The organism is Halioglobus sp. D3-4 (genome assembly GCF_055809315.1).
On the sequence record NZ_CM147907.1, the window covers coordinates 1,482,959 to 1,505,995 of the forward strand.

23 protein-coding genes are annotated in these 23,037 nt (G+C 53.6%); 2 read left to right on the top strand and 21 right to left on the bottom strand.

Annotation, left to right across the window (positions count from 1 at the left end):
* Positions 1 to 8 precede the first annotated feature (8 nt).
* The 4 genes from AC0L6S_RS06425 to AC0L6S_RS06440 all read right to left on the bottom strand — a co-directional run bounded on the left by AC0L6S_RS06425 (position 9) and on the right by AC0L6S_RS06440 (position 3,784).
* Positions 9 to 446, bottom strand: coding sequence for a GtrA family protein (locus AC0L6S_RS06425; RefSeq protein ID WP_473427597.1), 438 nt, complete (start codon positions 444 to 446; stop codon positions 9 to 11).
* Positions 443 to 1,732, bottom strand: coding sequence for an NAD(P)/FAD-dependent oxidoreductase (locus AC0L6S_RS06430; protein WP_473427598.1), 1,290 nt, complete (start codon positions 1,730 to 1,732; stop codon positions 443 to 445). The genes AC0L6S_RS06425 and AC0L6S_RS06430 overlap by 4 nt, the downstream gene beginning before the upstream one ends.
* Before the next feature lie 2 nt (positions 1,733 to 1,734).
* On the bottom strand, positions 1,735 to 2,691 hold the full coding sequence (locus AC0L6S_RS06435) for an NAD-dependent epimerase/dehydratase family protein (RefSeq protein WP_473427599.1): 957 nt from the start codon (positions 2,689 to 2,691) through the stop codon (positions 1,735 to 1,737).
* A gap of 241 nt (positions 2,692 to 2,932) precedes the next feature.
* On the bottom strand, positions 2,933 to 3,784 hold the full coding sequence (locus AC0L6S_RS06440) for an SDR family NAD(P)-dependent oxidoreductase (RefSeq protein WP_473427600.1): 852 nt from the start codon (positions 3,782 to 3,784) through the stop codon (positions 2,933 to 2,935).
* 140 nt (positions 3,785 to 3,924) lie between these two features.
* Here AC0L6S_RS06440 and AC0L6S_RS06445 point away from each other — a divergent pair, with 140 nt between their 5' ends.
* Positions 3,925 to 4,806, top strand: a complete 882-nt coding sequence (locus AC0L6S_RS06445; RefSeq protein ID WP_473427601.1) for a lysophospholipid acyltransferase family protein — start codon at positions 3,925 to 3,927, stop codon at positions 4,804 to 4,806.
* A 14-nt stretch (positions 4,807 to 4,820) separates the two neighbouring features.
* Here AC0L6S_RS06445 and AC0L6S_RS06450 read toward each other — a convergent pair whose 3' ends face one another.
* The 10 genes from AC0L6S_RS06450 to tsaB all read right to left on the bottom strand — a co-directional run bounded on the left by AC0L6S_RS06450 (position 4,821) and on the right by tsaB (position 15,452).
* Positions 4,821 to 6,188 carry an MATE family efflux transporter gene (locus AC0L6S_RS06450; RefSeq protein WP_473427602.1) on the bottom strand — a complete coding sequence of 456 codons (1,368 nt, stop codon included), beginning with the start codon at positions 6,186 to 6,188 and terminating at the stop codon, positions 4,821 to 4,823.
* Between the two features lie 160 nt (positions 6,189 to 6,348).
* Positions 6,349 to 7,398: a glycosyltransferase family 2 protein gene (locus AC0L6S_RS06455; RefSeq protein WP_473427603.1), complete on the bottom strand. Its 1,050-nt coding sequence runs from the start codon at positions 7,396 to 7,398 to the stop codon at positions 6,349 to 6,351.
* 118 nt (positions 7,399 to 7,516) lie between these two features.
* Positions 7,517 to 9,001, bottom strand: a complete 1,485-nt coding sequence (locus AC0L6S_RS06460; RefSeq protein WP_473427604.1) for an FAD-dependent oxidoreductase — start codon at positions 8,999 to 9,001, stop codon at positions 7,517 to 7,519.
* A gap of 10 nt (positions 9,002 to 9,011) precedes the next feature.
* Positions 9,012 to 9,647, bottom strand: a complete 636-nt coding sequence (locus AC0L6S_RS06465) for a hypothetical protein (protein ID WP_473427605.1) — start codon at positions 9,645 to 9,647, stop codon at positions 9,012 to 9,014.
* Between the two features lie 31 nt (positions 9,648 to 9,678).
* A complete protein-coding gene (locus AC0L6S_RS06470; protein WP_473427606.1) occupies positions 9,679 to 10,029 on the bottom strand; it encodes a hypothetical protein in 351 nt (116 codons plus the stop codon).
* Positions 10,030 to 10,404: 375 nt separating this feature from the next.
* Positions 10,405 to 11,412 carry a tryptophan--tRNA ligase gene (trpS, locus tag AC0L6S_RS06475; RefSeq protein WP_473427607.1) on the bottom strand — a complete coding sequence of 336 codons (1,008 nt, stop codon included), beginning with the start codon at positions 11,410 to 11,412 and terminating at the stop codon, positions 10,405 to 10,407.
* Between the two features lie 48 nt (positions 11,413 to 11,460).
* Positions 11,461 to 12,588 (bottom strand): tRNA-queuosine alpha-mannosyltransferase domain-containing protein, encoded by a 1,128-nt coding sequence (locus tag AC0L6S_RS06480; RefSeq protein ID WP_473427608.1) that lies wholly within the window; start codon positions 12,586 to 12,588, stop codon positions 11,461 to 11,463.
* A 9-nt stretch (positions 12,589 to 12,597) separates the two neighbouring features.
* Entirely contained in the window at positions 12,598 to 13,905 is a 1,308-nt protein-coding gene (locus AC0L6S_RS06485; RefSeq protein WP_473427609.1) for a M18 family aminopeptidase, read from the bottom strand.
* Between the two features lie 39 nt (positions 13,906 to 13,944).
* A complete protein-coding gene (locus tag AC0L6S_RS06490; RefSeq protein ID WP_473428556.1) occupies positions 13,945 to 14,745 on the bottom strand; it encodes an undecaprenyl-diphosphate phosphatase in 801 nt (266 codons plus the stop codon).
* The gene (gene tsaB, locus AC0L6S_RS06495) at positions 14,745 to 15,452 is read right to left on the bottom strand and encodes a tRNA (adenosine(37)-N6)-threonylcarbamoyltransferase complex dimerization subunit type 1 TsaB (RefSeq protein WP_473427610.1); all 708 of its coding nucleotides are present in this window, start codon (positions 15,450 to 15,452) and stop codon (positions 14,745 to 14,747) included. Before tsaB ends, AC0L6S_RS06490 begins: the two co-directional genes overlap by 1 nt.
* Before the next feature lie 215 nt (positions 15,453 to 15,667).
* Here tsaB and mobA point away from each other — a divergent pair, with 215 nt between their 5' ends.
* Entirely contained in the window at positions 15,668 to 16,216 is a 549-nt protein-coding gene (gene mobA / locus AC0L6S_RS06500) for a molybdenum cofactor guanylyltransferase MobA (protein ID WP_473428558.1), read from the top strand.
* A gap of 109 nt (positions 16,217 to 16,325) precedes the next feature.
* On the opposite strand, the gene AC0L6S_RS06505 is transcribed toward mobA, so the two are convergent.
* The 7 genes from AC0L6S_RS06505 to recO form a co-directional block, all read right to left on the bottom strand.
* Positions 16,326 to 16,859 (bottom strand): hypothetical protein, encoded by a 534-nt coding sequence (locus AC0L6S_RS06505; RefSeq protein ID WP_473427611.1) that lies wholly within the window; start codon positions 16,857 to 16,859, stop codon positions 16,326 to 16,328.
* Positions 16,860 to 17,045: 186 nt separating this feature from the next.
* Positions 17,046 to 17,693 (bottom strand): adenylate kinase, encoded by a 648-nt coding sequence (adk, locus tag AC0L6S_RS06510; RefSeq protein ID WP_473427612.1) that lies wholly within the window; start codon positions 17,691 to 17,693, stop codon positions 17,046 to 17,048.
* Positions 17,694 to 17,818: 125 nt separating this feature from the next.
* On the bottom strand, positions 17,819 to 18,637 hold the full coding sequence (mazG, locus tag AC0L6S_RS06515) for a nucleoside triphosphate pyrophosphohydrolase (protein WP_473427613.1): 819 nt from the start codon (positions 18,635 to 18,637) through the stop codon (positions 17,819 to 17,821).
* Positions 18,638 to 18,647: 10 nt separating this feature from the next.
* On the bottom strand, positions 18,648 to 20,876 hold the full coding sequence (gene relA / locus AC0L6S_RS06520; protein ID WP_473427614.1) for a GTP diphosphokinase: 2,229 nt from the start codon (positions 20,874 to 20,876) through the stop codon (positions 18,648 to 18,650).
* Positions 20,876 to 21,784 (bottom strand): cysteine synthase CysM, encoded by a 909-nt coding sequence (gene cysM, locus AC0L6S_RS06525; RefSeq protein WP_473427615.1) that lies wholly within the window; start codon positions 21,782 to 21,784, stop codon positions 20,876 to 20,878. The genes relA and cysM overlap by 1 nt, the downstream gene beginning before the upstream one ends.
* 90 nt (positions 21,785 to 21,874) lie before the next feature.
* Positions 21,875 to 22,249 carry a holo-ACP synthase gene (acpS, locus tag AC0L6S_RS06530; RefSeq protein WP_473427616.1) on the bottom strand — a complete coding sequence of 125 codons (375 nt, stop codon included), beginning with the start codon at positions 22,247 to 22,249 and terminating at the stop codon, positions 21,875 to 21,877.
* Entirely contained in the window at positions 22,246 to 23,031 is a 786-nt protein-coding gene (gene recO / locus AC0L6S_RS06535; protein ID WP_473427617.1) for a DNA repair protein RecO, read from the bottom strand. Before recO ends, acpS begins: the two co-directional genes overlap by 4 nt.
* Between the last annotated feature and the right edge of the window lie 6 nt (positions 23,032 to 23,037).

The following is a 23,037-nucleotide window of genomic DNA, read 5'->3' on the forward strand; positions in this document are numbered from 1 at the left end:
ATTGTAAGCTATTCCCTGAACGTAAGGTACTTGTGTCCTATATAACTGGTAAACACAGGCAACAGGATACCCGCAGCGTGCGCAAGTGCGGCAACCATAGCGCCACCTCCGGGGGTGTCTGTGCCGATATATTCCGGCAGCAGCTGTACCAGATAGACACTTAATCCCCACGTCTGCGCCAGAGCCAACAGATTAATAATCACAAACCAACTGACTTCCTGGGCAACAGAGTTTCCACTAGTGGTAAACACATAGCGTTTATTAAGGAGATAACCCGTGGTCAACCCGGTGATAAACGCCAGCACGACCGCTGTGCTGAAATCGACAAATAGGTTGTAGAAAAAGCGGCTGCCGAAATTGACAACTGCGGCCAAACCCCCTGCCAACAAAAACCGTATGAATCTCGTGCTCCCTACCGCCCCGGAAATATTTCGGAGCCTGCTCAATCCTGACCACCAGCCATCGTTGCCAGAGTCCTGCCAAGCTTGACGCTCTCGGATATTGACCTGTCCTCTGGATAGTAATAACAGGTATCGGCGATGTACAAGCCCTCCACCCCGGGACTGATCGGCGGCAGTCGTTTCGAAAACTCCGGCTCACAAATGGGCTGGGCATAACGGTACCTGCCGGCCGCTATTTTCAAAATATCTGACTCCACCAGGTCCGGTTTTACTGCAACCAGGTAGCGGCGTACCTTCTCGATGAAAAACGCATCATCTTTCTGGTAATCGGGGTGCTCACCCGGTATGTAAAATGGCGCATACACGATGTGTCCGCCCAGTGGGTTGAGATTGCTGTACTCGATGAGGCCCGGAATATCGATTTCTGGATCGCTGATGTTTAACCAAAAATAGGGTGTCAACGCCTCACTCAGATGCACCAGTACACAGACCACCGCAATATTATTCACGGAGTCGTACTTGGCCAGAATCGCCGGTGGTAATGCTGGCACCATAGCGGAAACATAGGGCATGGGGATGGTGCTGACCACTCGATCAAACTCGAAATGCCCGGCCTGCGTACGAACCCCGGACAATTCTCCATTCTCAATGACTACTTCCTGCACAGATTCTTTGAGACGGATGTCTCCGTTCATTGCTTCAATACGCGCCGCTATAGCGTCGAGAAAGGTGTCCGACCCGCCCTGCAGATACCCCAACTCTTCCTGCAGAAGGTTCTTACGGGAGGTGCCGACCCGCTTTAAACGGGACCAGATCCACGCCGCCGAGAGATTCGGAGTATAGTGATAGAACTTCAACTCGAACAACGGTCGCCACAGGATGTCGTAGGCGCTCGGCCCTACCCATCGCTTCAACCAGCTCACCGCATCGACACCATCCAGCTTTGTCCAGTCACTGCGTTTCGTCGATATAAATGCCAGCAAGCCATAGCGAATTTTGCTGATCAGGCCCAGACCCGGAAATTTTAGCAAGGCAACGGGATCGCCCCAATTCTGAAGTCGCCCCTTGTAGTAATAACCCATTCGCGTTTGTGCCCAACGCAAGGTGTTGTCGATATCCAGCTCAGCCAGCAGCTCGAACAGCGGATCGTCAGACTTACAGATAAAGTGGTAATAGCGTTCAATCCGGATACCATCAAACTCAAACGATGCGCTCATACCGCCCAGCGTCATATCCGCTTCGAAGAGTGTCACCTGATGACCTTGCTTGAGTAGATGGTATGCTGTTGCGAGGCCCATGGGCCCGCCGCCAACGACCGCAATCTTCGCCATAGCTAGAATTTCAACCTGATTTTACTGTATGTGGGGTGTGCAAAGGTTTCGTGAATTGCACGGTCGAGCGGCGTTGCTGTGACTTCAAAAATATGTTCCCAGTCGATCTCCTCGAACACTTCATCCAACACCAGCGCCTGCAGTTGCGTTGTTGTAAACGGCGGGTCCCGATCGAATAGCGCATAAACCTTTAGCAGGAAATAGAATAGCGAATACGGAATCTTAATAAGTAGGCATGCACTGCGCTTGGCTGATTTGATTCTGCGGATGATATCGATGTAGGAGATTTTTTCCTTGCCCGAAATATTATAGCAACCGGAGCCCGGGCGATTCTCGATGCACGACATGATAATGTCGGTAAAGTCACCAGCGTAAAGTGGTTGACGTATATAGTAGCCATTTCCAGGGATAGGAAATACCGGCGAGGCGGACATAAACTGCGACAGCCAGCCCAGGTGCTTTCGATCAAACCAGCCAAACATCAGAGTGGGCCGCAAGACGGTGTAGGGCAGCCCGGAGTTTACAACCAGCTCTTCCTGTATGGCTTTGGTATTACTGTAATCATCGTTCGCAGCCGACTCAGTAACAGAAGAACTGACATGCACGATGTAGGCGCTACGCGGCACTGCATCCAGAACATTTTTAGTGGCAGTCACATTGTTGCGCTGAAATGCATCCGGCTCAATTCCACCGATCTGCGCATGCAGTAAAACTACAACATCCGCTTCCGCCAATGAGCCCTGCCAAGGACCTGTTTCAGACAGATCGGCCTCACTGAACGTCACACCCTCATGCAACTGGGCGGCTATGGCGAGATTGGAACTGGACTTATCGATGACATGCAGGTCCCTACAGCCATTGGCGAGCAGCTTGATAATGAGGTTCTGGCCTACCAGACCAGCACCACCGGTTATCACTACTTTGGTATTCTGCGATGTTCCGGGGTTCGAATCACCCATGTAAATTCTCGATTATTGTCAGTTACCCGGGTTTACCCAAAAAACGTTTTCATTTCCCAGATAGTTCTACTCTGGATGGCTTCCTGCCTCGCAGGGTCACTGACATTATGATATTCCAATCCGGGCGTCCACTTCCAAGCGCGTCTTTTGGGACATATGCCTCAATAACGAAATCGGATACATCAACATAGGATGGGCGTGTACCACGCAGTTCTGCAACGGAGCTGTCCGATTGCTCAAACTAGACAGGGAAAGCGTATTGGAGACAATCCTCTGTGTAGCGCCACAGGCGATCTGCCTCAGCATCATCGCGCGCCCACGGTTTGGGTTTTCGCACCTTGCAATCGACGAAATATTCGCCAGTGATACCGGCGACATCATCACTGCTGCACAGGAAGATCGAGGTCGCCGCGCCCTGCTGCGGTGTTCGGAAAAAGGGCTTTAACAACAGCGGCAACAGCTTGCCGAGAAGCCCGTTATTCTGCGTGCCCAGAGAGGTCGACACAGCCCCAGGATGCAGGCAGTTTACAGTGATATCCTGCCCCGATAATTGTCCGGCAAGGCGCCGCGTGAAAAGTATATTGGCAAGTTTTGAGCGACCGTACTCACGAAACGTCTTGTAGCTCTGAGTGGCCTGCATATCGTCAAAACCCATGTTCTTCACAAAACTGTGTGCGTCGGAGGCGACATTGACAATACGTGCCTCACTGGCCTGTTGCAGCAAAGGCAACAACAGCCCTGTCAGGAGAAATGGGGCAAAGTGGTTTACCGCCAGCGTCTCCTCAAAGCCATCCACAGTCTCCTTGCGGGAGGTATTAATCAAACCGGCGTTATTCAGCAGTACATCCAGGGGCTTGCCCCGCGCTGCCAGTGTGTCACCAGCGGCCCGTACACTGTCCAAACTGGCCATATCCAAGATCACTATATCAGGCGGAAGTCCTCCCTGCGCGATGATGTCCTGTGCCAGCAGCTCCGCTTTGTCCTCGCTGCGACACAATAACGTCAACTGAGCACCCTGCCGGGTGAGCTCGAGACTCGTGGTACGTCCGATTCCTGCCGTCGGGCCAGTAATAGCCACATGCTTGCCCTTCATAAATACACCCTCGCCACGATCAAAGAACTGTCTGCACTCTAGCCCAAATCTGTCGACATCGAAAGCTGCCGACCTTAAATCTCTCTAGGCTGAAACAGTTTGCATCGGTATACTTTCAGGATTTCACAGGCTACCCAACCATGTCCCTTTTTGACAAAGACAGCGATCCGCTGGGCGACGAGGATGCACTGCACCGACACATACGCAAAGCTCTCAAGGTGGAACCGCCGCGCGGGCTGACCATGGAAGTGACTTACCGCGTCATCAAGCAACTGTTCAACCCCATGATCATCGGCGCCGAGAAGATCCCCCAAGAGCCCTGTCTGTTCGTCGGCAACCACTCGCTGTTTGCGCTAGATGGCGCGATTCTCTCCCCGCTGTTTCTGAAGGATTTGAATCGGTTTCCCCGCGGCATGGGGGACAAATTTCTGTTCGGAAACAAAAGTTTGGCTGATTTTCTGCTCGCCAACGGGCTGGTGATGGGACATCCGCAGGTGTGCACCGCCCTGATGGAGGACAAGCAGGATTTACTGGTTTTTCCCGGCGGCGCCTATGAAGCGGTCAAGCCCACTTCAAAACTCTACGAACTGCAGTGGAAGGAGCGGTACGGATTTGTGAAACTGGCTGCCATGCACGGCTACACTATAATGCCCTTCGCCCTGGTCGGGCCGGATGAATTCTATGACCACCTCCTCGAAGGAGAGGATCTGCCTGAATCAGCACTTGGTAAAGTGCTGACAAGGCTGGGCCTGTTGCATGAGGACATTCGTAAGGACATACTTCCCCCCATTCCAACCGGCAGCCTCGGCACCCTCTTTCCAAAACCACAGCGCTGCTTCCTTGGCTTCGGCAAGCCGTTAGACCTCACACGTTACAAGGGAAAAACGCCAGCGCAGAAAACACTGAAGACCCTGCGTTCAAAAGTATCGTCAGAGATCGAGAATGAACTGGCGCAGTTACTGGTAACGCGCGAACAGCACAAGGGTTCAGATAGCCTACTGCGCCGCTTTCTCACACTATAAGAAGGCGTTTCAACTCATTCATACATCACACGTGCCAATCGGGCTGGTTCGCGCCAGGCAGCACCAAACAGGCGTATGAGATAGAGCAAGGCGAGCGATATCAGCATTGCTACGAACACCCACCACGATACGCGCGGACCGTAATCACATACCACAATCACAAAATATTGCGCCAACAGCATCAGCCAGTGTAACGAGATCGAAGTAATCATGATCCAGCGCGTATCACCGGCACCGCGAAGAGTTCCGCCAGCGACCAGAATGCAGGCATCAGCAACCACATAACTGACCAGGCCAATCATCATATAGGTGGCCAACTCTCGAATTTCCGAGAACTCATCACCCTGCGTCGCAAATACATTGACCAGTTCAGTTCGGAACACTAAAAACAGCACTGCCAGCAACATAGAGTAGCCCAGCGCGGCAATCAGACCCGACGAGATAATCTGGTTTGCTCGCGTCATATTCCCGGCACCCACGGACCTGCCGATAAGGCTCATCACGCCGATACTCAATCCTGTCATGGGTATAAATGACAGCATATCCCAGTTGAACACAATGGAAATCGCGGCACCCTCGATCACGCCATAGGTTTGAAACAATAGCAGGAACAGGTTGAAACTGGAGACGTTCATGAAAGTCTCCAGACCCGAGGGCATACCAAGGCGCAAATATCTGCGCATAATTGCCGCATCGTAGCGGAAAGAGGCAGCCACGTGGAACTGGTGCTGGTGCTCCTTTGCGAGGTAAAAAAGGAGGTAGATGCCAATAGTGAAAACTGTCGCAATGATCGTTCCCAGGGCGGCACCGGCGATCCCCAGTTCGGGAAGGCCAAATTTTCCAAAGATCAACATCCACGAAAGCGGGATATTCAGGGCGGCACCCAACAAGTCTGTAACCATTACTATCCGGGTACGGCCAATGCCGGAGAAATAGCTGGCCAGGCTTGCCTTGATCAACGTAAAGACACTGCCCGCCATTAATATCTGGAAGTAGATTTGTTCCAGCGGCACCTGTCGTGGATCGTGCCCGATCATGCCGAAGACCTCGCCACCGAAATACGCAATCAGCAACAGCACGGGTGTACTGCATAGCGCTATCAGGACACCCTGCGACATCGCGAGCGAGCATTTTTCAGTGCTTCCCGCTCCGTAGTACTGGGCGACCAGTGCATTGCCATAGCTGATCAGGCCGATGAACAGCGAAAAGCAGAAATACGATGCCACACCCCCTCCCAAAGCTGCGGCGATATGCGCAGCGTCGATATAGGACATGAATAGGCGGTCGGTAAACACCATGACCGCGAACGCACCCTGCGACACAACAATGGGCAGCGACAACGCGAGCAGTTCGCGCAGAGTTGTCAGGGAGAGCACTTTCATCGGGGGGGACAATAGCCTGCAGTTTTCAGGCCGCATACTCTAGCAGAGTCTGCACAGAGAATATTACTAGAAATTCATGCTTATTGCAGGTTTCGCCTGATAGCATGAACCGGCGCGATGGCATCAGTTCCCCAGGGGGTAAGGGTGATCAGGAACGGCTTTACCCGGCGGAGATGCGTCTGAGCACATTCTGCTCAAGGTATACCCAGGCAAATGCCGAGGCGCTGTATAAATAGTACACCTGATGATATAGCAGCGCGCCACAGGCGAACAGCGCACCACCATTTCTATAGAAAAACTGCAGGATTTCCCAGTTGGCATACAACACCAGCAATGCTATTAAGAGTGGAGCCGAAAGCCCAACAATCCCAGCCAGGTAAGCAAGTACTGAAAGAAACAGGAAGCCGGCAATACCGGCGCGAACCTGCTCCGACATCCCCACGTTGAGATCATTGGGTATGCCTGATCCGGAACCCAGTATCAACCGGGACCAGGGTATAGCGCGCCTGAATATTTCGGTGTGTACGAGGTTTCCAAATCGCCAGACCTTCAGGTGTGTACATTGGACGTCACGCAGTAATCTCACCCTACCCCCCGCCTCAATCAGTCGATGCCCAAGCTCAATGTCTTCTATCGAGGGGTACTGATAGCGCTCTACATCAAATCCACCGGAAGCCAGGAATACGTCACGCCTGACGGCGCCGCAGCCGGACCAGAACGTCTGAGCTTCATCGTTAGCATGTTGATGGTAGTAGTGATGGACGAGGTTTTTGTATCTGGAAAAGAAATTTCGCGCCGGCGGGTTGCTGTCATAGGAACCAAAGACAGCGACGATCTGCTCATTAGTGAATCCTCTGACAAGACACTCTGCAGCATCCGCATGCACTACAACATCGGCATCGACAAACCAGAGATACTCACCCTTAGCCACCTCTGCTGCCTGATTGCGCGCTGCGCCCGGCCCCACACGCCCCCCGGAAGAGAGCACCAATGCGCCGAGCGCCTTAGCGATCTGCGGGCTGCGATCGGTAGAGCCGTCATCTACCACTATGACTTCCAGAATTTCACCGCGCTGCTGCATGTCCAGCAGGGGCGGCAAACTCTGGACGATAAACTCCGCGCCGTTGTAAACAGGCATAACGGCACTGATACGAAGGGCCTTGTCAGGTATCTGTCCTACGGGATTTCCGACTGTTCCGATGTCACTCATCGCTGTATTCACAAATGGTCAACCCTCAGCGATGCCAATAACAGGAACAATGACCACCTCATCCATCGGGGTTATCTTTTCGATTGTGGGAATGTTTACTGAAACCATGAAGCGGAACTCAGTTGCACTCTTCCTCAATGACATAGTAATCGCGTTTGAGATCTCTGGATGTCTTTATCTCATGGTACTCAGCTTCAGTGTTCACTTCCATATGATCAACTTCGTACCCGAGAATCTTTCGACCCAGCAAAAGCCCCATCTCAATGGAGTGATCGGCATTATTGTAGCGGTGCGTACCGCCGCGACCGACGATATGCAGGCCCTCAAAGCCGGAAAGGAAGTTGTTGATAGTGGCGATTTTATCCGCGTACTCCAGGTCGTATACCGGATAAGCCTGCAGTGTTCTGACGCAGGTGAAGTCGATCACCTCTGAACTGTCGATAAACTTGAGCTTCTGCTCCAGATCCTCAACACAGCGCTGGCCGATTTCTTCATCAGTCATGCTCCAGATGTGATCATCCTTGGTACAGAAACATTCCAGCACCAGAGAAGTTGTCGATTGATCCGGAACCATTGCCGGGCTCCAGTTTTTCGGCTCATGTAATCGACCGAAGAGGATGTCCTCGTCCTGGATATAAAGCCAGGTATCGATGGATACACGCTCTTTTTTCAGTATCACATTCACAGTGATGAGAGCCCTGAACGAAAGCCCCTGGGCGGCGTCGATGACTGCCTGATCACAGGCGGGTTCAAGAATCCGGGGCAATACACCCAGTGGTATGGTTGACACAACGGAGGTTGCGGGCACCGAGGTTTCCACACCATCCTTGTCGGAATATATGACCTCAAAGTCATTTGGACCATGGTACTTGATTTTGGTGACTGTCGACTCGAGCCTGACAGAATCCTTACCATTTTTCGCGACGATGTCTTCGGCCATGCGTTCCGGTATCCGCACGTAGCCGTCGCGCGGGTACATAAACTCTTCAATCAGGCTTTCATTATCAGATTTGGTTTTGAGAAGCGACTCCTGGATCACAGTCCAGATTGACAGACCCGCACTGCGCTGCGACACCCAATCGGAAGAAAGCTTTTCACAGGGCAGCCCCCAAACTTTCTCGCTGTAGCGTCGGAAGAACATGTCGTAGAGCTTGCCCCCGAACTGCGCCACATAGGCGTCCTTCATGTTCTTTATCTGCTTGTTAAAGACTGAATACTGCAACGCGGAAACCAGATAGGTTACACCGGCGTAAATTATAGTGGGGATACCGGTGTTCTTGATAACGTTCAAAATACTGATCGGATAGCTGTAGTAACCACCGTCGTAGTAGATTCGGCTAATGCGCTCGACCCAGACAATTTCACTGCCCATCAAGCGGCGAAACCAATTATTCAGATCCTCATTTTTGGTAAACCAGCGGTGCCCACCCAGGTCAAACTTGTAACCCTTGTAAACATTGGTGTTGCACAACCCGCCAACAAAGTCATTGCGATCCAGCACGGATACCTTGACACCGCTGACACTCAACTCGTGTCCGGTAGCAAGCCCCGCCGGACCGGCGCCCAGTATTACTACATGTTCTTTTTTATTTATCGTAGCCATGTCATTGATACTATTGATGTCGTGTTTCCACTATTTTGTTGTACACACTCGCCAGCAGAAGACAGGCGACGAAAACCATTACAAACAGTTCCACAGCGCCCAGTAACGCACCGGGGATACTCACGCTGTATCCAGGTATATAGTTCGAAAATAGTGCCGCGTGTACACTCTCGTCGGCCGTACCGCGAACCACCAGCCAGGTCGTTGAGAAAAACAGGCTAAGCCCCGCCATTACCCCGATGGCCGCGCCCAGACTGACACCATGCAATCGCAATACAGAGGGTTTCAGTACCGGGTTTTCAGTGGGGGTGGAGCTGAGTAAAATATCTGAAATACGTGTACCAAGAACGCGTCCATACAACCTGTAGCTCAGCGCACTGAAAGTGCCCGCATAGACAAAGGCCCAGAACGCACCGACCCATGCGCCGCTGTCCGACACCGAATAACCGGGAAAGAATATCGCTAGCAACCCCAGGTAGTTCCCGGAGTGATCCCCCCATTTCGCAAGCGAGATCATCGTCGCGAAATAGACAATCACAGCAGCCAGTGTTCCCGCGGTAAAACCCAGCATCAGCGCATTGAACCTGATAGCCGCATTCAGCAAGGTTAGATTCACACCGTGTACATTTTGATTTGCGGCCTGCATATTCTGGTAGTTCCCCATTTGTGCTGCGGCCTCAATCTGCCAATTCAGCAGAACTGATAAGCATTACCCCAAGGGCGACATAGTGCGTCAAGTTCCAGTAAACAGCTGTAACGAAACCACCGATAGCACCAATCAAAAAACCGTATAGGGCGCCGTAAACAGAACCGCGCCACGTCACCTCATAGCCGGGAAGATACTCACCCAACGCGCCGAGGTGCGGGCCTACCGGGTAACCTTCGGGTACTGTCTGCAAAAGTAGGACAGCGGTGGCGAGAAACAGCAATAGCGAACAGAGGACACCCGCTGCAACCGTCATAGCGGGCACATCCATTTTGGCAAAGACAGCCGACAGAATCTCATGATCTTGTACTGGACGATTCACTGCTTCACTTGCCTCCACTTTTACTATATTCCCGACGGACCTGAACTCTCAAGTGAAGCCGTTGAGCTACCCTTCCCCACTGCTGTAATTCGTTATCAGGCTGTATATTCACGTGATCGACAATGACATACTAGCATTCGAAAAAGAAGTTTTTGCTGCACATATGTAAGGTTTATAGCAACAATCTCTAGTGATTTGTGAATCACGTCACGATCGCTTTACTCACGTGGACTCACAGGCACTTTTTACCGCACCCGGTACACAAGGTGAGTCGGCAGGCGGGATGCCACCCAGGCCGGAGCCGACCTAAGTCACCGGTGCTACAGACGTGAGCCTCCAACAATGCCGGAGAGGCCGGCATTGTGAGCGACTTCGCTAGCGAATGGCACCTATTCCGACAGCCTCGCGAACCTTGCTCATAAGAGGCGCACTGTGTTCCCGCGCTCGTTCAGCCCCCTTGAGAAGAATACTCTCTATATAGCCGGGATCCTCTATCAGACGGTTGTAGGTGTCTCTTGCCTCGGCCAATTCACCGTTTATCAGTTCAAACAGCTGCTTTTTGGCTTCTCCCCAGGCGATCCCATTGGCGAACTCGCTGCGCATACGCGCGGTCTCATCCGGCGTAGCAAACGCTTCCCATATCTGGAAAACAGTAGAATCGTCAGGATTTTTCGGCTCCCCGGGTTCCAGCAGATTGGTTTTTATTTTATTGATAGATTTTTTCAACGCTTTTTCGGGCAAGAATAGAGGAATTGTATTGTTATAGCTTTTACTCATCTTGCGACCATCCAGTCCACGCAATATAGCCACGTCCTCTCCGACCACGGCCTCCGGTATGGTAAACAGCTCGGTGAAGTTGTGATTGAAACGCTGGGCGATATCCCTGGCCATTTCTATATGCTGGATCTGATCGCGGCCAACCGGAATTCTGGCTGCGTTGAACATCAGGATATCTGCTGCCATCAGCACCGGGTAACTGAAAAGGCCCATCGTGACACCAAAATCAGCATCCTCTTTGGCCTCCTCATTCACCTGTACCGCCGCTTTGTAAGCGTGCGCGCGATTCATCAGCCCCTTGGCTGCATTACAACTCAGCACCCAGGTGAGCTCAGGAATCTCGTGAATATCAGACTGACGATAGAAAACAGCCTTGTCGGTATTCAGCCCCAGCGCCAGCCAGGTAGCGGCGATCTGTTTGCTGGATTCGCGGATCAGTTCGGGATCGCTACATTTTATCAGTGCGTGGTAATCTGCCATAAAGAAAAAAGACTCGACAGAGTCATCTTCAGAAGCGGCAATCGCCGGGCGAATGGCCCCGACATAATTGCCCAGATGCGGCGTGCCCGTCGTCGTTATACCGGTTAGTACGCGTTGCTTGTTCATGATTTTCCAACTGCCCACAAAAGGCAGCAATGATACTGGCATTCCCCGCTAGTGGCTATCCTGAACCCCGACGGTATCAGCAAACAGCTCCTCATACCGCGGAGCCAGCGCACACACGCTGTAGCAGGCCATATCAGGCTTGGCTGCGTCCCACGCTTCCATATGACGCGCTGCTGCGACTATCGAGGCGGCTGCCGCCCCCGCTTCTCGCTCGGGGTCATCCGGACATGATGCATAACAACACTCGGCGGGATAAATTTCTGGATATACCAGTCTATCGGGCACGACCGGTCGTGCCCCGGCTGCCACTGCCTCCATCACCGCCAGACCCTGAAATTCATGCATTGCCGTCGACAGAACGACATCAGCAGCCCGCAGCAATGCCCGGTAGCGGGCTGGGGTTTGCAGGTAGCCGAAGTGCACCAACCGATGCCCAAACGCGGCCTGTATATCAAAAAATACCGCTGGGGTTTGACGGAACTGCTGCCCTACCATCGCCAGCTCATAGTCCAGCCCCTGTTTCTCTAGCACGGTCAGTATACGCAACAGTCCGTCGGGGCCCTTGTCGTGCTCAAATCGCCCAACCCACAGCACCCGCAGGGGTCGCCCGATAGTCCGTTCAGCAGGCCAGACAGGTACCGTCTTTTCAAAGCACGCATCGTAGAGTGGGACGGGAAGGACGACTGATGTCGAACTCAGCTGCGGCACTACAGCAGGTGGAACACAGTCAGGTAGCTTCCGCAAGAGTGCGCTACACCCCGCCAAAAAGGAATCGCGATTATAGTGGGAGTTGAATACAACCCGATCGGCGGCCAGCGCGGAATAGAGACTGGTTATCTGGGCTTCCACCAAGGTGTGCTGCTGGTTGGCCTGCGGATAGGCAAACTGATTTTCATGGAAATACAATACACTGGGCACTTGTGCCAGCGCAGGTACCAGGCCTCTCAATGTCGCCAGGTCCACCATCGAGGTCGCAACCAGCAGATCGTAGCCATCCTCCAGGGTATCTCGCTCGGCCATGGACCAGAATAGTGCATTGCCTCTGATGCGCCAGCTGAAATGACGCGGCGGCATCGTGAGCACACGCCAATGCCAATCTGTGAACATCGCCTGCAGCATGTCCTGCCAGTGCCGGTGACTGCGCGCCGCGTAGGCCGACAACAGAAGTACTTTCACTGCCCGCAATCAGGTCGCACACAGCGCGCCGCTGTGATTATAGAATCGGCGTAGAACTCGGCTGAGATCGCAGGCGTCCCGGCTGCCGGCCAACTCCCTAATGGAATGCATACCGAGCGTGGGCACACCGATATCCAGAGTACGAATACCGGTGGCTCCGGCTGAAATCGGACCAATCGTGCTGCCGCAGCCCATGTCGCTGCGCACGACAAAGGACTGTACAGGCACACCTTCCTGCTCCGCCAATAAACGGAACAAGCCGCTGGTTTCGCTATTGGTGGCATAGCGCTGACTTGCATTGACCTTAATCACCGGGCCATGATTGAGCTGCGGACCGTGATTTTCATCATGCCGGTCAGCAAAATTTGGATGTATTGCGTGGGCATTGTCTGCGGAGATCATCATCGAACGCTCTGCCAGCAGCGCGTATCCTGCGCTGTCACCCGCCAGACGATTAAGCACCGATGTCAGCAGCGGGCCATTCGCACCTGAAGTAGACACACTGCCCACCTCTTCGTGGTCATTGCAGATCAAAAGGCCGCTAACCTTACCGTCGCTCTGTAGTAAGCCCTGCAGAGCGGTAAAGCAACTGAGCAAGTTATCAAGGCGTGCGGAGGCGATGAACTCCCGCTGCAAACCGACCAGTGCCGGTGCCTGCGTATCATAGAAGGACAGTTCATAATCGAGAATTTTTTCGACGGATTTTTCCGGATACTCCTGCTGTAAGCGTTGTTGCAGCAGTTCTCGAAAGTTCATCGTATGGTCTGCGTCTGCCTGGCAGAGCACAGGGACAATGGCCGTCTGCGGATTAACCTCACGGTTTTTATTGGCCTCCCTATCCAGATGAATTGCGAGGCTCGGTATTGTAGCAATCGCGTCCCTGAAATCCACCAGAGCAACGCGCAATTGACCGTCAGCATCGAGAAAGCTCACTCGTCCGGCAAGCGAAAGATCGCGATCAAACCAGGGGTTCAACAATGCTCCGCCATACACCTGAACACCCAGCTGAAACAAACCCTGCGAATGGATCTCAGGCTGGGGTTTAACCATCAGGCAGGGGCTGTCGGTGTGGGCACCAACCATTCGCATACCCTGAGTTGCAGGGCTCTCGCTGCCGATCACGAACGCCACTATCGAGCTATCGTTGCGGGTCAAAAAATATCGACCACCGGACTCGATCTTCCATTGCGCATCGTCTGTTAGTCGAGTAAAACCCGCTGTAGACAGCTGAGACACCATCTGCGCAACGGCGTGAAAGGGAGTAGTGGAAGCCGCCAGAAAACGAGCCAATTGTTGGTTGAAGTCATCCTGATTCATGCAGAGGCCTATGGTAGGTAAAACAGTAATAGTGAGTATTCAAACAAGCCAGACCAAGTATAGCGCGAGCGCCAGACCTATGCGGTAATAGACAAAGGGCATAAAACCCACTTTATCGAGCAGGCGAAGGAATGCTGCGATGCAGGCATAGGCCGATACCCCGGACACCAAAACACCCAGCCCCAGTATCAACCAGTCGACCCTGACTCCGCTATTCACCAGTTCCCAGGCTTTCAATAAACCGGCACTGGCTATAATGGGGATAGACAACAGGAATGAAAAGCGGGCTGCTGACTGCCGCTGTAAGCCCAGCAGGAGTGCCGCTGTCATCGTGATGCCGGAGCGCGATACACCAGGCACCGGCGCCAGCGCCTGAGCAAGACCGATGAGTAGAGCGACCGGTAAGTTGAGAGAGCGCTCCGGACCGGAGTGGCTCGCCCGGCGATCCGCCACACCCAGCAGCAGACCAAAGACCAGCGTAGTTGTAGCGATAACCACAAGCGTGCGTAAGTGAGACTCAATAAAGTCGCCCATAAAAAGGCCTACCAGCCCGGCGGGCACTGTGGCCAAACCCAAATACCAGACCATACGGCTGTCGTCATTGGTCGGCGCACCACCCAGAGATTGCAGCCAGCGTGTGGCCATACGCAACAGATCTTCGCGGTAGTACAGCAATACCGCCGAAAGGGTACCCACGTGCACCGCGACATCGAAGGCGAGGCCTTGATCATTCCAGCCCAGTAGCAGAGAAGGAAACAATAAGTGAGCTGAACTGGACACAGGCAGGAACTCGGTGAGGCCCTGCACCAGCGCCAGGACGACCGCTTGATACCACTCAATCATGGACGCTTTCCCTGCTCAGCGAGCTTCTTCCAGGAAATTTCATCGCGCAGGTAAACTGGCTGGACATTGCGCGCCTGCTGGCAATCTCCATTCCTGTATTTCTCCAGCGCCAAAGGAATCAGATCTTGCGCATCTGGCAACACCGAGGGATTGCAGGATCGAATTCGTGCCTGTAGAGACGGGGCAAACTGCTGAATAAAACTGCCACCACTGCCGACTACCTGCAGGGGCTCTTCCCCTGCCGGCGCCAGCTCACCCGGCGCACATACCCAGGGGCCATCGCGCAGTATCGCCCGATTCTCCACGAACACGTAGACGGCGCTATAAACCTCGTTTATGCGGGCATCCAGGATGCACAACACAGGGTCACCCACACGAACAACACCCAACCTCAAGGCCGTCTGCGCCACAACCGACAGCGTCGAGACTGCCACCACCGGCAGCTTGCTGCTGTATGCCAGCCCCTGTACTGCACTGGCAGCGATACGCAACCCGGTAAAAGACCCGGGACCACAGCCATATGCCAGCACTTCCACACCTTGGTCACGCAGATTACCGCCCTGTAATAACTCACCCAGCATGGAAAAAATCAGCTGGCTGTGTTGACGCGGCGCGACTTGATGACGAGTAGTACACACACCATCACGTGCAAACGCAACGGAACACGCATCCGTGGCAGTCTCTATGGCCAATATTCCTGTCATTGTGCTCTCGATAGCATGATGAAACCCTGTACCCTTCGCAAAACCAAACTGTTACTGTAGACGCGTGCGATTATCACACAGCAAGCTTCAAACACGCACTACCTTGAAGCCAAAAACCACGCGGCCTCTCTGTACTGAAGAGGAGCTGCAGACCATGTCACCGTGTATATAGGTACCCTGCCATTTCTTCGGTAAACGACAACATCACAGCCCTGATTCTAGCCGGAGGTGCAGGCAGGCGAGTCGCACATCGTGACAAAGGCTTGATCAACTGGCAGGGAAAGCCTTTTGTCGCGCACGTGAGCGAAAGACTGACAACCCAGGTGGCTGAAATCGTAATCAGTTGCAATCGAAATTTCTCACTCTACTCGGAATACGGCTCGCGCACAGTCGCCGACACACGCAGGGATTTCCAGGGTCCGTTGGCGGGAATGGAAGCTGCTGCGTCGATTGTTCGAACAGAGCTGTTAGTGGTCGTAAGCTGCGACACGCCAGATTTGCCCGCAGATCTGGTGACGCGCCTGATCGCACCACTGTCAGAAAGCACTGCTACGGACATCAGTTATGCGTTTGACGGAGTGAGGGCACAGTACCTCTGCGCCGCATTGCGCAGTGCCTGTCTGGAATCTCTACCGGCCTTTCTGGATAAAGGCCAACGCGCCGTAAAGGATTGGTATAGAAGTCGCAATGCTGTTGCCGTCGACTTTGCCGACCAGCAGTCGAGCTTTCAGAACTACAACACTCTGGCACAAAACGACATATAGCGGTGTAGCGAGGCATCACGCTCCGCCCATGATCAGAACTTCTGCCGCACCTTAAACGAGAAAACCCGCTGAAATCGCTTCCAACGGGTCATTTTCCAGTATCGGCAGCCTACCTTCTCTTCGCTGGCGCCTTGCGCTTGGCTCTTGCCTTGGGCTTAGCTTTCGCTTTTGGCTTAGCTTTAGCCTTTGGCTTAGCTTTAGCCTTTGGCTTGGCTTTCGCTTTAGGCTTGGCTTTCGCTTTAGGCTTGGCTTTCGCTTTAGGCTTGGCTTTCGCTTTAGGCTTGGCTTTCGCTTTAGGCTTGGCTTTCGCTTTAGGCTTGGCTTTCGCTTTAGGCTTGGCTTTCGCTTTAGGCTTGGCTTTCGCTTTAGGCTTGGCTTTCGCTTTAGGCTTGGCTTTCGCTTTAGGCTTGGCTTTCGCCTTTGGCTTGGCTTTCGCTTTAGGCTTGGCTTTCGCTTTAGGCTTGGCTTTCGCTTTAGGCTTGGCTTTCGCTTTAGGCTTGGCTTTCGCCTTTGGCTTGGCTTTCGCTTTAGGCTTTGCCTTCGCTTTAGGCTTGGCTTTCGCTTTAGGCTTTGCCTTCGCTTTAGGTTTAGCTTTTGCCTTTGGCTTCGCCTTCGATGTTGCTTTTTTCTTAGCAGTTGCCATTATGCATCTCTCCAGACTGTTGTTGAGGATCCCGCGAATCCAAAACTAACAACAATGCAATACCGATACAATAAAATAAATTGTAGAAAGTTCGCATCTGCATTTGGATTTTTCCAGCGCAGTTTTTAAAACAACTACGCGGCTTTCAGATCATCTAAGTTTTTTTATTCTAAGAAATAAACCCTGTCAGGATTCGAGCGCTGCGATAACGGCATTGCAAATATCATCAACGCTGCCAACACCTTCAACACGATGATACCTAGGACTGGATTCGCCCTGCATATCCTTGTAAAAACTGATCAATGGGCTGGTTTGCTCGGCATAGATCTGTAAACGTTTTCGCACTGTTTCTTCAGTATCATCGTCGCGTTGTACTAGAGGTTCGCCCGTCTCGTCGTCCACACCTTCAACTTCCGGTTTGTTAAATAGCACATGATAAACACGACCCGAACCCGGGTGCACACGCCGGCCACTCAAGCGGGCGACAATCTCCTCATCATCAACAGCAATCTCTACCACATGATCTATCGTTACGCCGGCATCGATCATTGATTCCGCCTGTACGATGGTGCGGGGAAAGCCATCGAACAAAAAGCCCTTGGCACAATCGTCATGTGTAATACGTTCTTTGACTAATCCAATAATGATGTCATCGGATACCAGACCACCTGAATCCATGACTTTTTTGGCCGCCAGCCCCAGTTCTGTTTCCGCTTTTACCGCTGCTCGCAACATATCGCCGGTGGATATCTGCGGTATACCGTACCTTTCGCATAAGAACTTGGCTTGTGTACCTTTCCCAGCACCTGGCGCACCCAGTAGGATCAATCGCATTAGAAAAACTCCTCAACCTTGTTTGTGATACGCAGGAACTTCGGCTGCCGTATTGACCTGCCAGCTTCGTTCACTGATGGAAGGGCGCTTACGATACACAGCGCAAGAAAAGGTTACAAGCCCCGTTATTTGGTCTCCAACCGGGCTTTTGCCTGTCGCCATAGCTGATCGTAACGGTCTTCACTCAGCGCGGACAGGTCGCCACCTTCGGCGATTACGGTGGATTCCATTTCCCTGAAACGTCGTTCGAACTTCGAGGTTGCATCGCGCAGGCTTTTCTCTGCGTCCGCACCAAAATGTCGCGCGAGATTGACACAGGTAAACATCAAATCACCGAGTTCATCTCGAATCTCATCTTCTTTCTGTGCGGCAATCGCTGCGCGCAACTCATCCAGCTCTTCCTGCAACTTGTCCACTACAGCAGCGGCGTCCGCCCAGTCAAAATTCAACGTGGCTGCACGTTTTTGTACTTTCTGGGCTCTCGACAACGCGGGCAAGGCAAGAGGAATATCGGCCAGCGCACCGGATTGATTACGGGCATTGCGCTCGCGCTGTTTGATCAGCTCCCAGGTTTTCCCAACCTCATCGATAGAACGTTTACTGGTCACCACACCCTCGAGTTCACCATCAGCGAACACATGGGGGTGGCGACGAATTAATTTCTCCACCAATGTGCTAACGATCTCGTGAAAGGAAAACAGATTTTCTTCTTTGCCTAACTGCGCATAGAAAACGACCTGAAACAGAACGTCACCGAGTTCCTCAGAAACGTGTTGGTAGTCTTCATGTTCAATCGCATGCACCAATTCGTAGCACTCTTCCAGAGTGGAAGACACGATACTCTTGAAATTTTGTTTCAAATCCCAGGGACAACCCGTTTGTGGGTCGCGCAGGCGTTCCATTACACGCAATAAATCCGCGGTAGTGTATCGCGGAGCAGTCATATGACAGTGTTCATTCGGATACCCGGGCTACGGAGACGACGTTTCTCAGCCTCTCTATCCGCTCCAATAGCTTGGACAGGGAACCCAGATCAGGGACCTCTACCCGCAATCGCATAGTTGCTGTATTGCTCTTCTTATTGGTCTGCGTATTGATCGTCAGGACATTGATACGTGCATTGGCGAAAAGCCCGGTAATATCGCTCAACAGCCCCTGCCGATCGAACGCTTCTATGGATACATCAACCTCATAGTTATCCTGGGGACCTTCACTCCACTCGGTTTCGATGACACGTCTGGGAGTGCTTTGCTGTAACTTCGCCAGTCGCGCACAATCGACCCGGTGAATGCTGACGCCGCGCCCCTTGGTGATATAGCCTGCTATCAAATCACCCGGTAATGGCTTGCAGCAGCCAGCCATATGCGTATGAAGGCCACCTACACCGTTGACACTGGGTTGGCTGTGATGATTGTTTCCGGCAACGCTGTTAATGCGCATCAGGGGTTCTGGTGCCCTGTCGACGAGATCGTGTGCGGCGTTGAGGACCTGCGACGATGTCAACTCACCCGCACCCACGGCTGCGAACATATCCTCCACTGTGCTCAACTGCAATTTTCTGGCGATTCGCTGATAGTCTACGCTGGTCAACGCGAGGCGCTTGAATTCTTTCTTCAGCAGGTGTCGCCCGGTGGTTATATTGTCTTCGCGAGCCTGGGACTTAAACCAGTACTGCACTTTGGCCCTGGCCCGGGAGGTTTTCAGGTACCCCAGGCCGGACTGCAGCCAGTCCCGTCGAGGCTGCACTTCATTACTAGTAAGAATTTCGACCCGCTCACCGGTCTGTAGTTGGTAGGTGAGCGGTACGAGGGAGCCATTCACCTTCGCACCACGGCAGCGGTGGCCAATTTCAGTGTGCACGTGATAGGCAAAATCAAGCGGTGTTGCGCCATACGCCAGGTTCACGACATCGCCATCGGGCGTGAAGGTGTATACCCTGTCCTGAGCAACGCTGAAACTGAATTGCTCAGCGACGCCCCGAGCATCGCCGGTCTCCTCGTGCCAATCCAGCACCTGCCGCAACCAGGCGATTTTTTCCTCATAGGAACTCGCAAGGCCGCTCTCTGCATCCGATCCTTTATAGCGCCAGTGGGCGCATACCCCCAGCTCCGCTTCGAAATCCATACTCTCGGTGCGGATCTGCACCTCAAGCGGCTTACCCTCGGGACCGACCACGGCAGTGTGCAGGGAGCGATAGCCATTTTCCTTCGGGTTTGCAATGTAGTCATCGAACTCATTGGGTATGTTGTGCCACAGGCTGTGTACCAACCCGAGCGTGGCGTAGCAATCCCTGATCTCCGGCACCAAAATGCGAACTGCTCGGATATCGTAGACCTGCGAAAAGCCGATGCCCTTGCGCTGCATCTTCCGCCATATACTGTAAATATGCTTGGCACGACCCGCAATTTTAAACTGCAGTCCCGCGCCGCGCAAAATATCAGTCAGCTCTTCAGTGACCTTTGCGATGAATCGATCACGCTCCAGACGCTTGCCATCTAATAGGCGTGCGATCTTGCGGTATGACTCGGCATGAGTGTAGCGAAAGGATAGATCTTCCAACTCCCACTTCAATTGTCCAATGCCGAGGCGGTGCGCCAGCGGCGCGTAGACCTCAAACACCTCACGGCCAATCTGCTTCCGACGCGATTCATCTTCTTTAACGGAACGGATTGCACAGGTACGTTCAGCCAGTTTTATCAACGCAACCCGCACGTCATCGACGAGCGCAATCAGCATTTTGCGAATATTGTCTTTCTGGCCATGCGCCTGTCCCAGCACCGGACTCTCGGTTTGAAGGGGCAAATCACTGATTGCCGCCATACGCAACACACCTTCTATAAGGTCTGTTACGCCCGCACCAAACTGCTGTTGCACCTGCTCCGCGTCGAGCCGCCCCTCACGCACGGCGCGGTATAAAACACCGGCCAGAAGACAATCCAGATCGACATGCAGGTCTGCCAGTATGATGGTGATATCCAGACCGGCGATTAGACAGTTTGACTCCCGGGCCCAGTCTCCCGCATCAGCGGCGGGTCGCTGCTGTGCTTGCTCTACCAACTCACACGCCTGCAAGAGACGCGACCTGTCACTCTCCTCCAGTGCCAGCGGTAAGTGCTCGAGCCACTGGTTGAGGTCGATTGCACCCTGTTCATCCAGCAGCGTTTGTTGACGGACCTGAACCATTACGGCCTCGCTTCGTTACCGCCAAAAATGCCGGTAGAGAGATAACGATCTCCACGGTCGCAAATAATTGCGACAATCACCGCATTCTCCACCTCGCGGGATACACGCAGCGCTCCTGCGACGGCCCCACCAGAGGAGACGCCGCAAAAAATACCCTCCCGTGAGGCCAACGCACGGGTGGTCTCCTCCGATTCTGCCTGGGAAATATCCATTACCGTGTCGACACGCGCCGCCTCATAGATTTTAGGCAGATACGCCTGCGGCCATCGCCGGATGCCCGGAATGCTCGACCCTTCGAGAGGCTGTAGACCAACGATTTGGATATCGGAATTCTGGTCTTTTAGAAAAGCGGAACATCCCATAATGGTGCCAGTGGTGCCCATTGAGCTCACCAAATGAGTCACTGTACCCTCGGTCTGCTGCCAGATCTCCGGCCCTGTACCCACGAGATGGGCACGGGGGTTATCGGGGTTGCCAAACTGATCCAACACCTTACCCCGACCCTCAGCCTGCATCCCCAACGCGAGGTCGCGGGCGCCCTCCATTCCCTCTTCCTGCGAAACTTCTATCAGTTGAGCACCATAGGCCGACATCGCTTGCTTGCGTTCAAGGCTCATATGCGAGGGCATAATCAGTACCATTTTGTAACCGCGTATAGCAGCGGCCATCGCCAGCGCAATACCGGTATTCCCACTGGTCGCCTCGATCAACGTATCACCGGGCTTGATCTCACCGCGGGCCTCGGCCTGCGCAATCATACTCAGCGCGGGGCGGTCCTTGACGGAGCCGGCGGGGTTCGTACCTTCGAGCTTGACGAGAATGGTATTGCTGGTGTTCCCAGGCAAACGCTGCAGGCGCACGAGTGGCGTGTTGCCAATGCATGCTTCGATGGTTGGATACTCTGGCATAAAAAAGCTACCGCGAATCGAGTGACAGATTATATAGAAAGTGCGCCGGTAAAGGCCACGTTGAATTGAACTGGGCCGGATATACCACTGTCATTCGGCCAGCACTGCGAAAGCGACCACATAGTCCATCTCGTCTGCCAGACTCAGTTCAACTCGCGCGCCGCCGCGCTCACTGGCCACGCGTAATGCGCCGCCACTTAACCGTACCAAAGGTGCACCGAATGCATCGTGATCGATCTGGATATCCTGCCAGCTCACACCCCTGCCAATACCCGTACCCAGTGATTTGGCTATCGCTTCTTTGGCGGCAAAACGCTTGGCCAGCAAACGAACAGCCTGCTTGCTGGCATGGTATTCGTCCTGTTCAGCTGCGGTAAGAATACGCTGGACAATACGGTCACCCTGACGCGCCACCAACTCTTCCATTCTCTCAATCTGAAGAATATCGGTACCGACAGCAATCAAGGTAAGTCTCCCGGCACAGTTGGCTCCTGTTTCTCCCTCTCTGCGATTCTGACGCCATGGCTGCTCATTCGACGGAACAACTCGCGGCTGCGCAGAGGCACCCCCCCCAGATGTTCCGCCAGCGCTTCGCGCAACAGTTTTTTGGCGCTCTGGCGGGCGCCCCCGCCGAAGTCGCCGCCGGCCATGGCCAGCAGTTCGGCACCGGGATAGAGCCCCCTGCGACAGACCCCGACATCGGTGACGACATCCGCGCTGGCGACAAGCCCGACGCCGCTCTCATAGCGGTACCACCATCCGGGCCGCACCGGCGCGCCACTGGCACCATCCACATCAAAATCAAAGTTGTAACCCAATTCTTCCAACAGGCGGTATTCAAAGTGCCGCAATACCGTATCGGCCGAACCGTCGCCGGCGAGCGCTTTCAGCGCCTCATCGTAAGCAGCAAACAGCGCGGGGTGCGCATCGTCACGGGGCAATAACCGTACCAACAACTCATTCATATACAGGCCGCAGAAGACCCTCTCATGGCGCAGTGCACAATCGCCCTGTGCCCGCTCAGTCGCCACCAGGGTTTTTAATTCGGAGCGTCCGGAGAATGACAGCAGCAGTGGCACGAACGGCTGCAGCAGTGCAGTGGCACTGCCCTTTCGCGTCTGGCGCCTTGTGCCTTTTGCCACGACTCCGATACGGCCGTATTCAGCGGTAAAGACATCCAACAGGGAACTGCTATCGCGATAGGGGCGACTGTGGATCACGTAGGCTGGCTGCAGGTTGACTCGCATCAATTG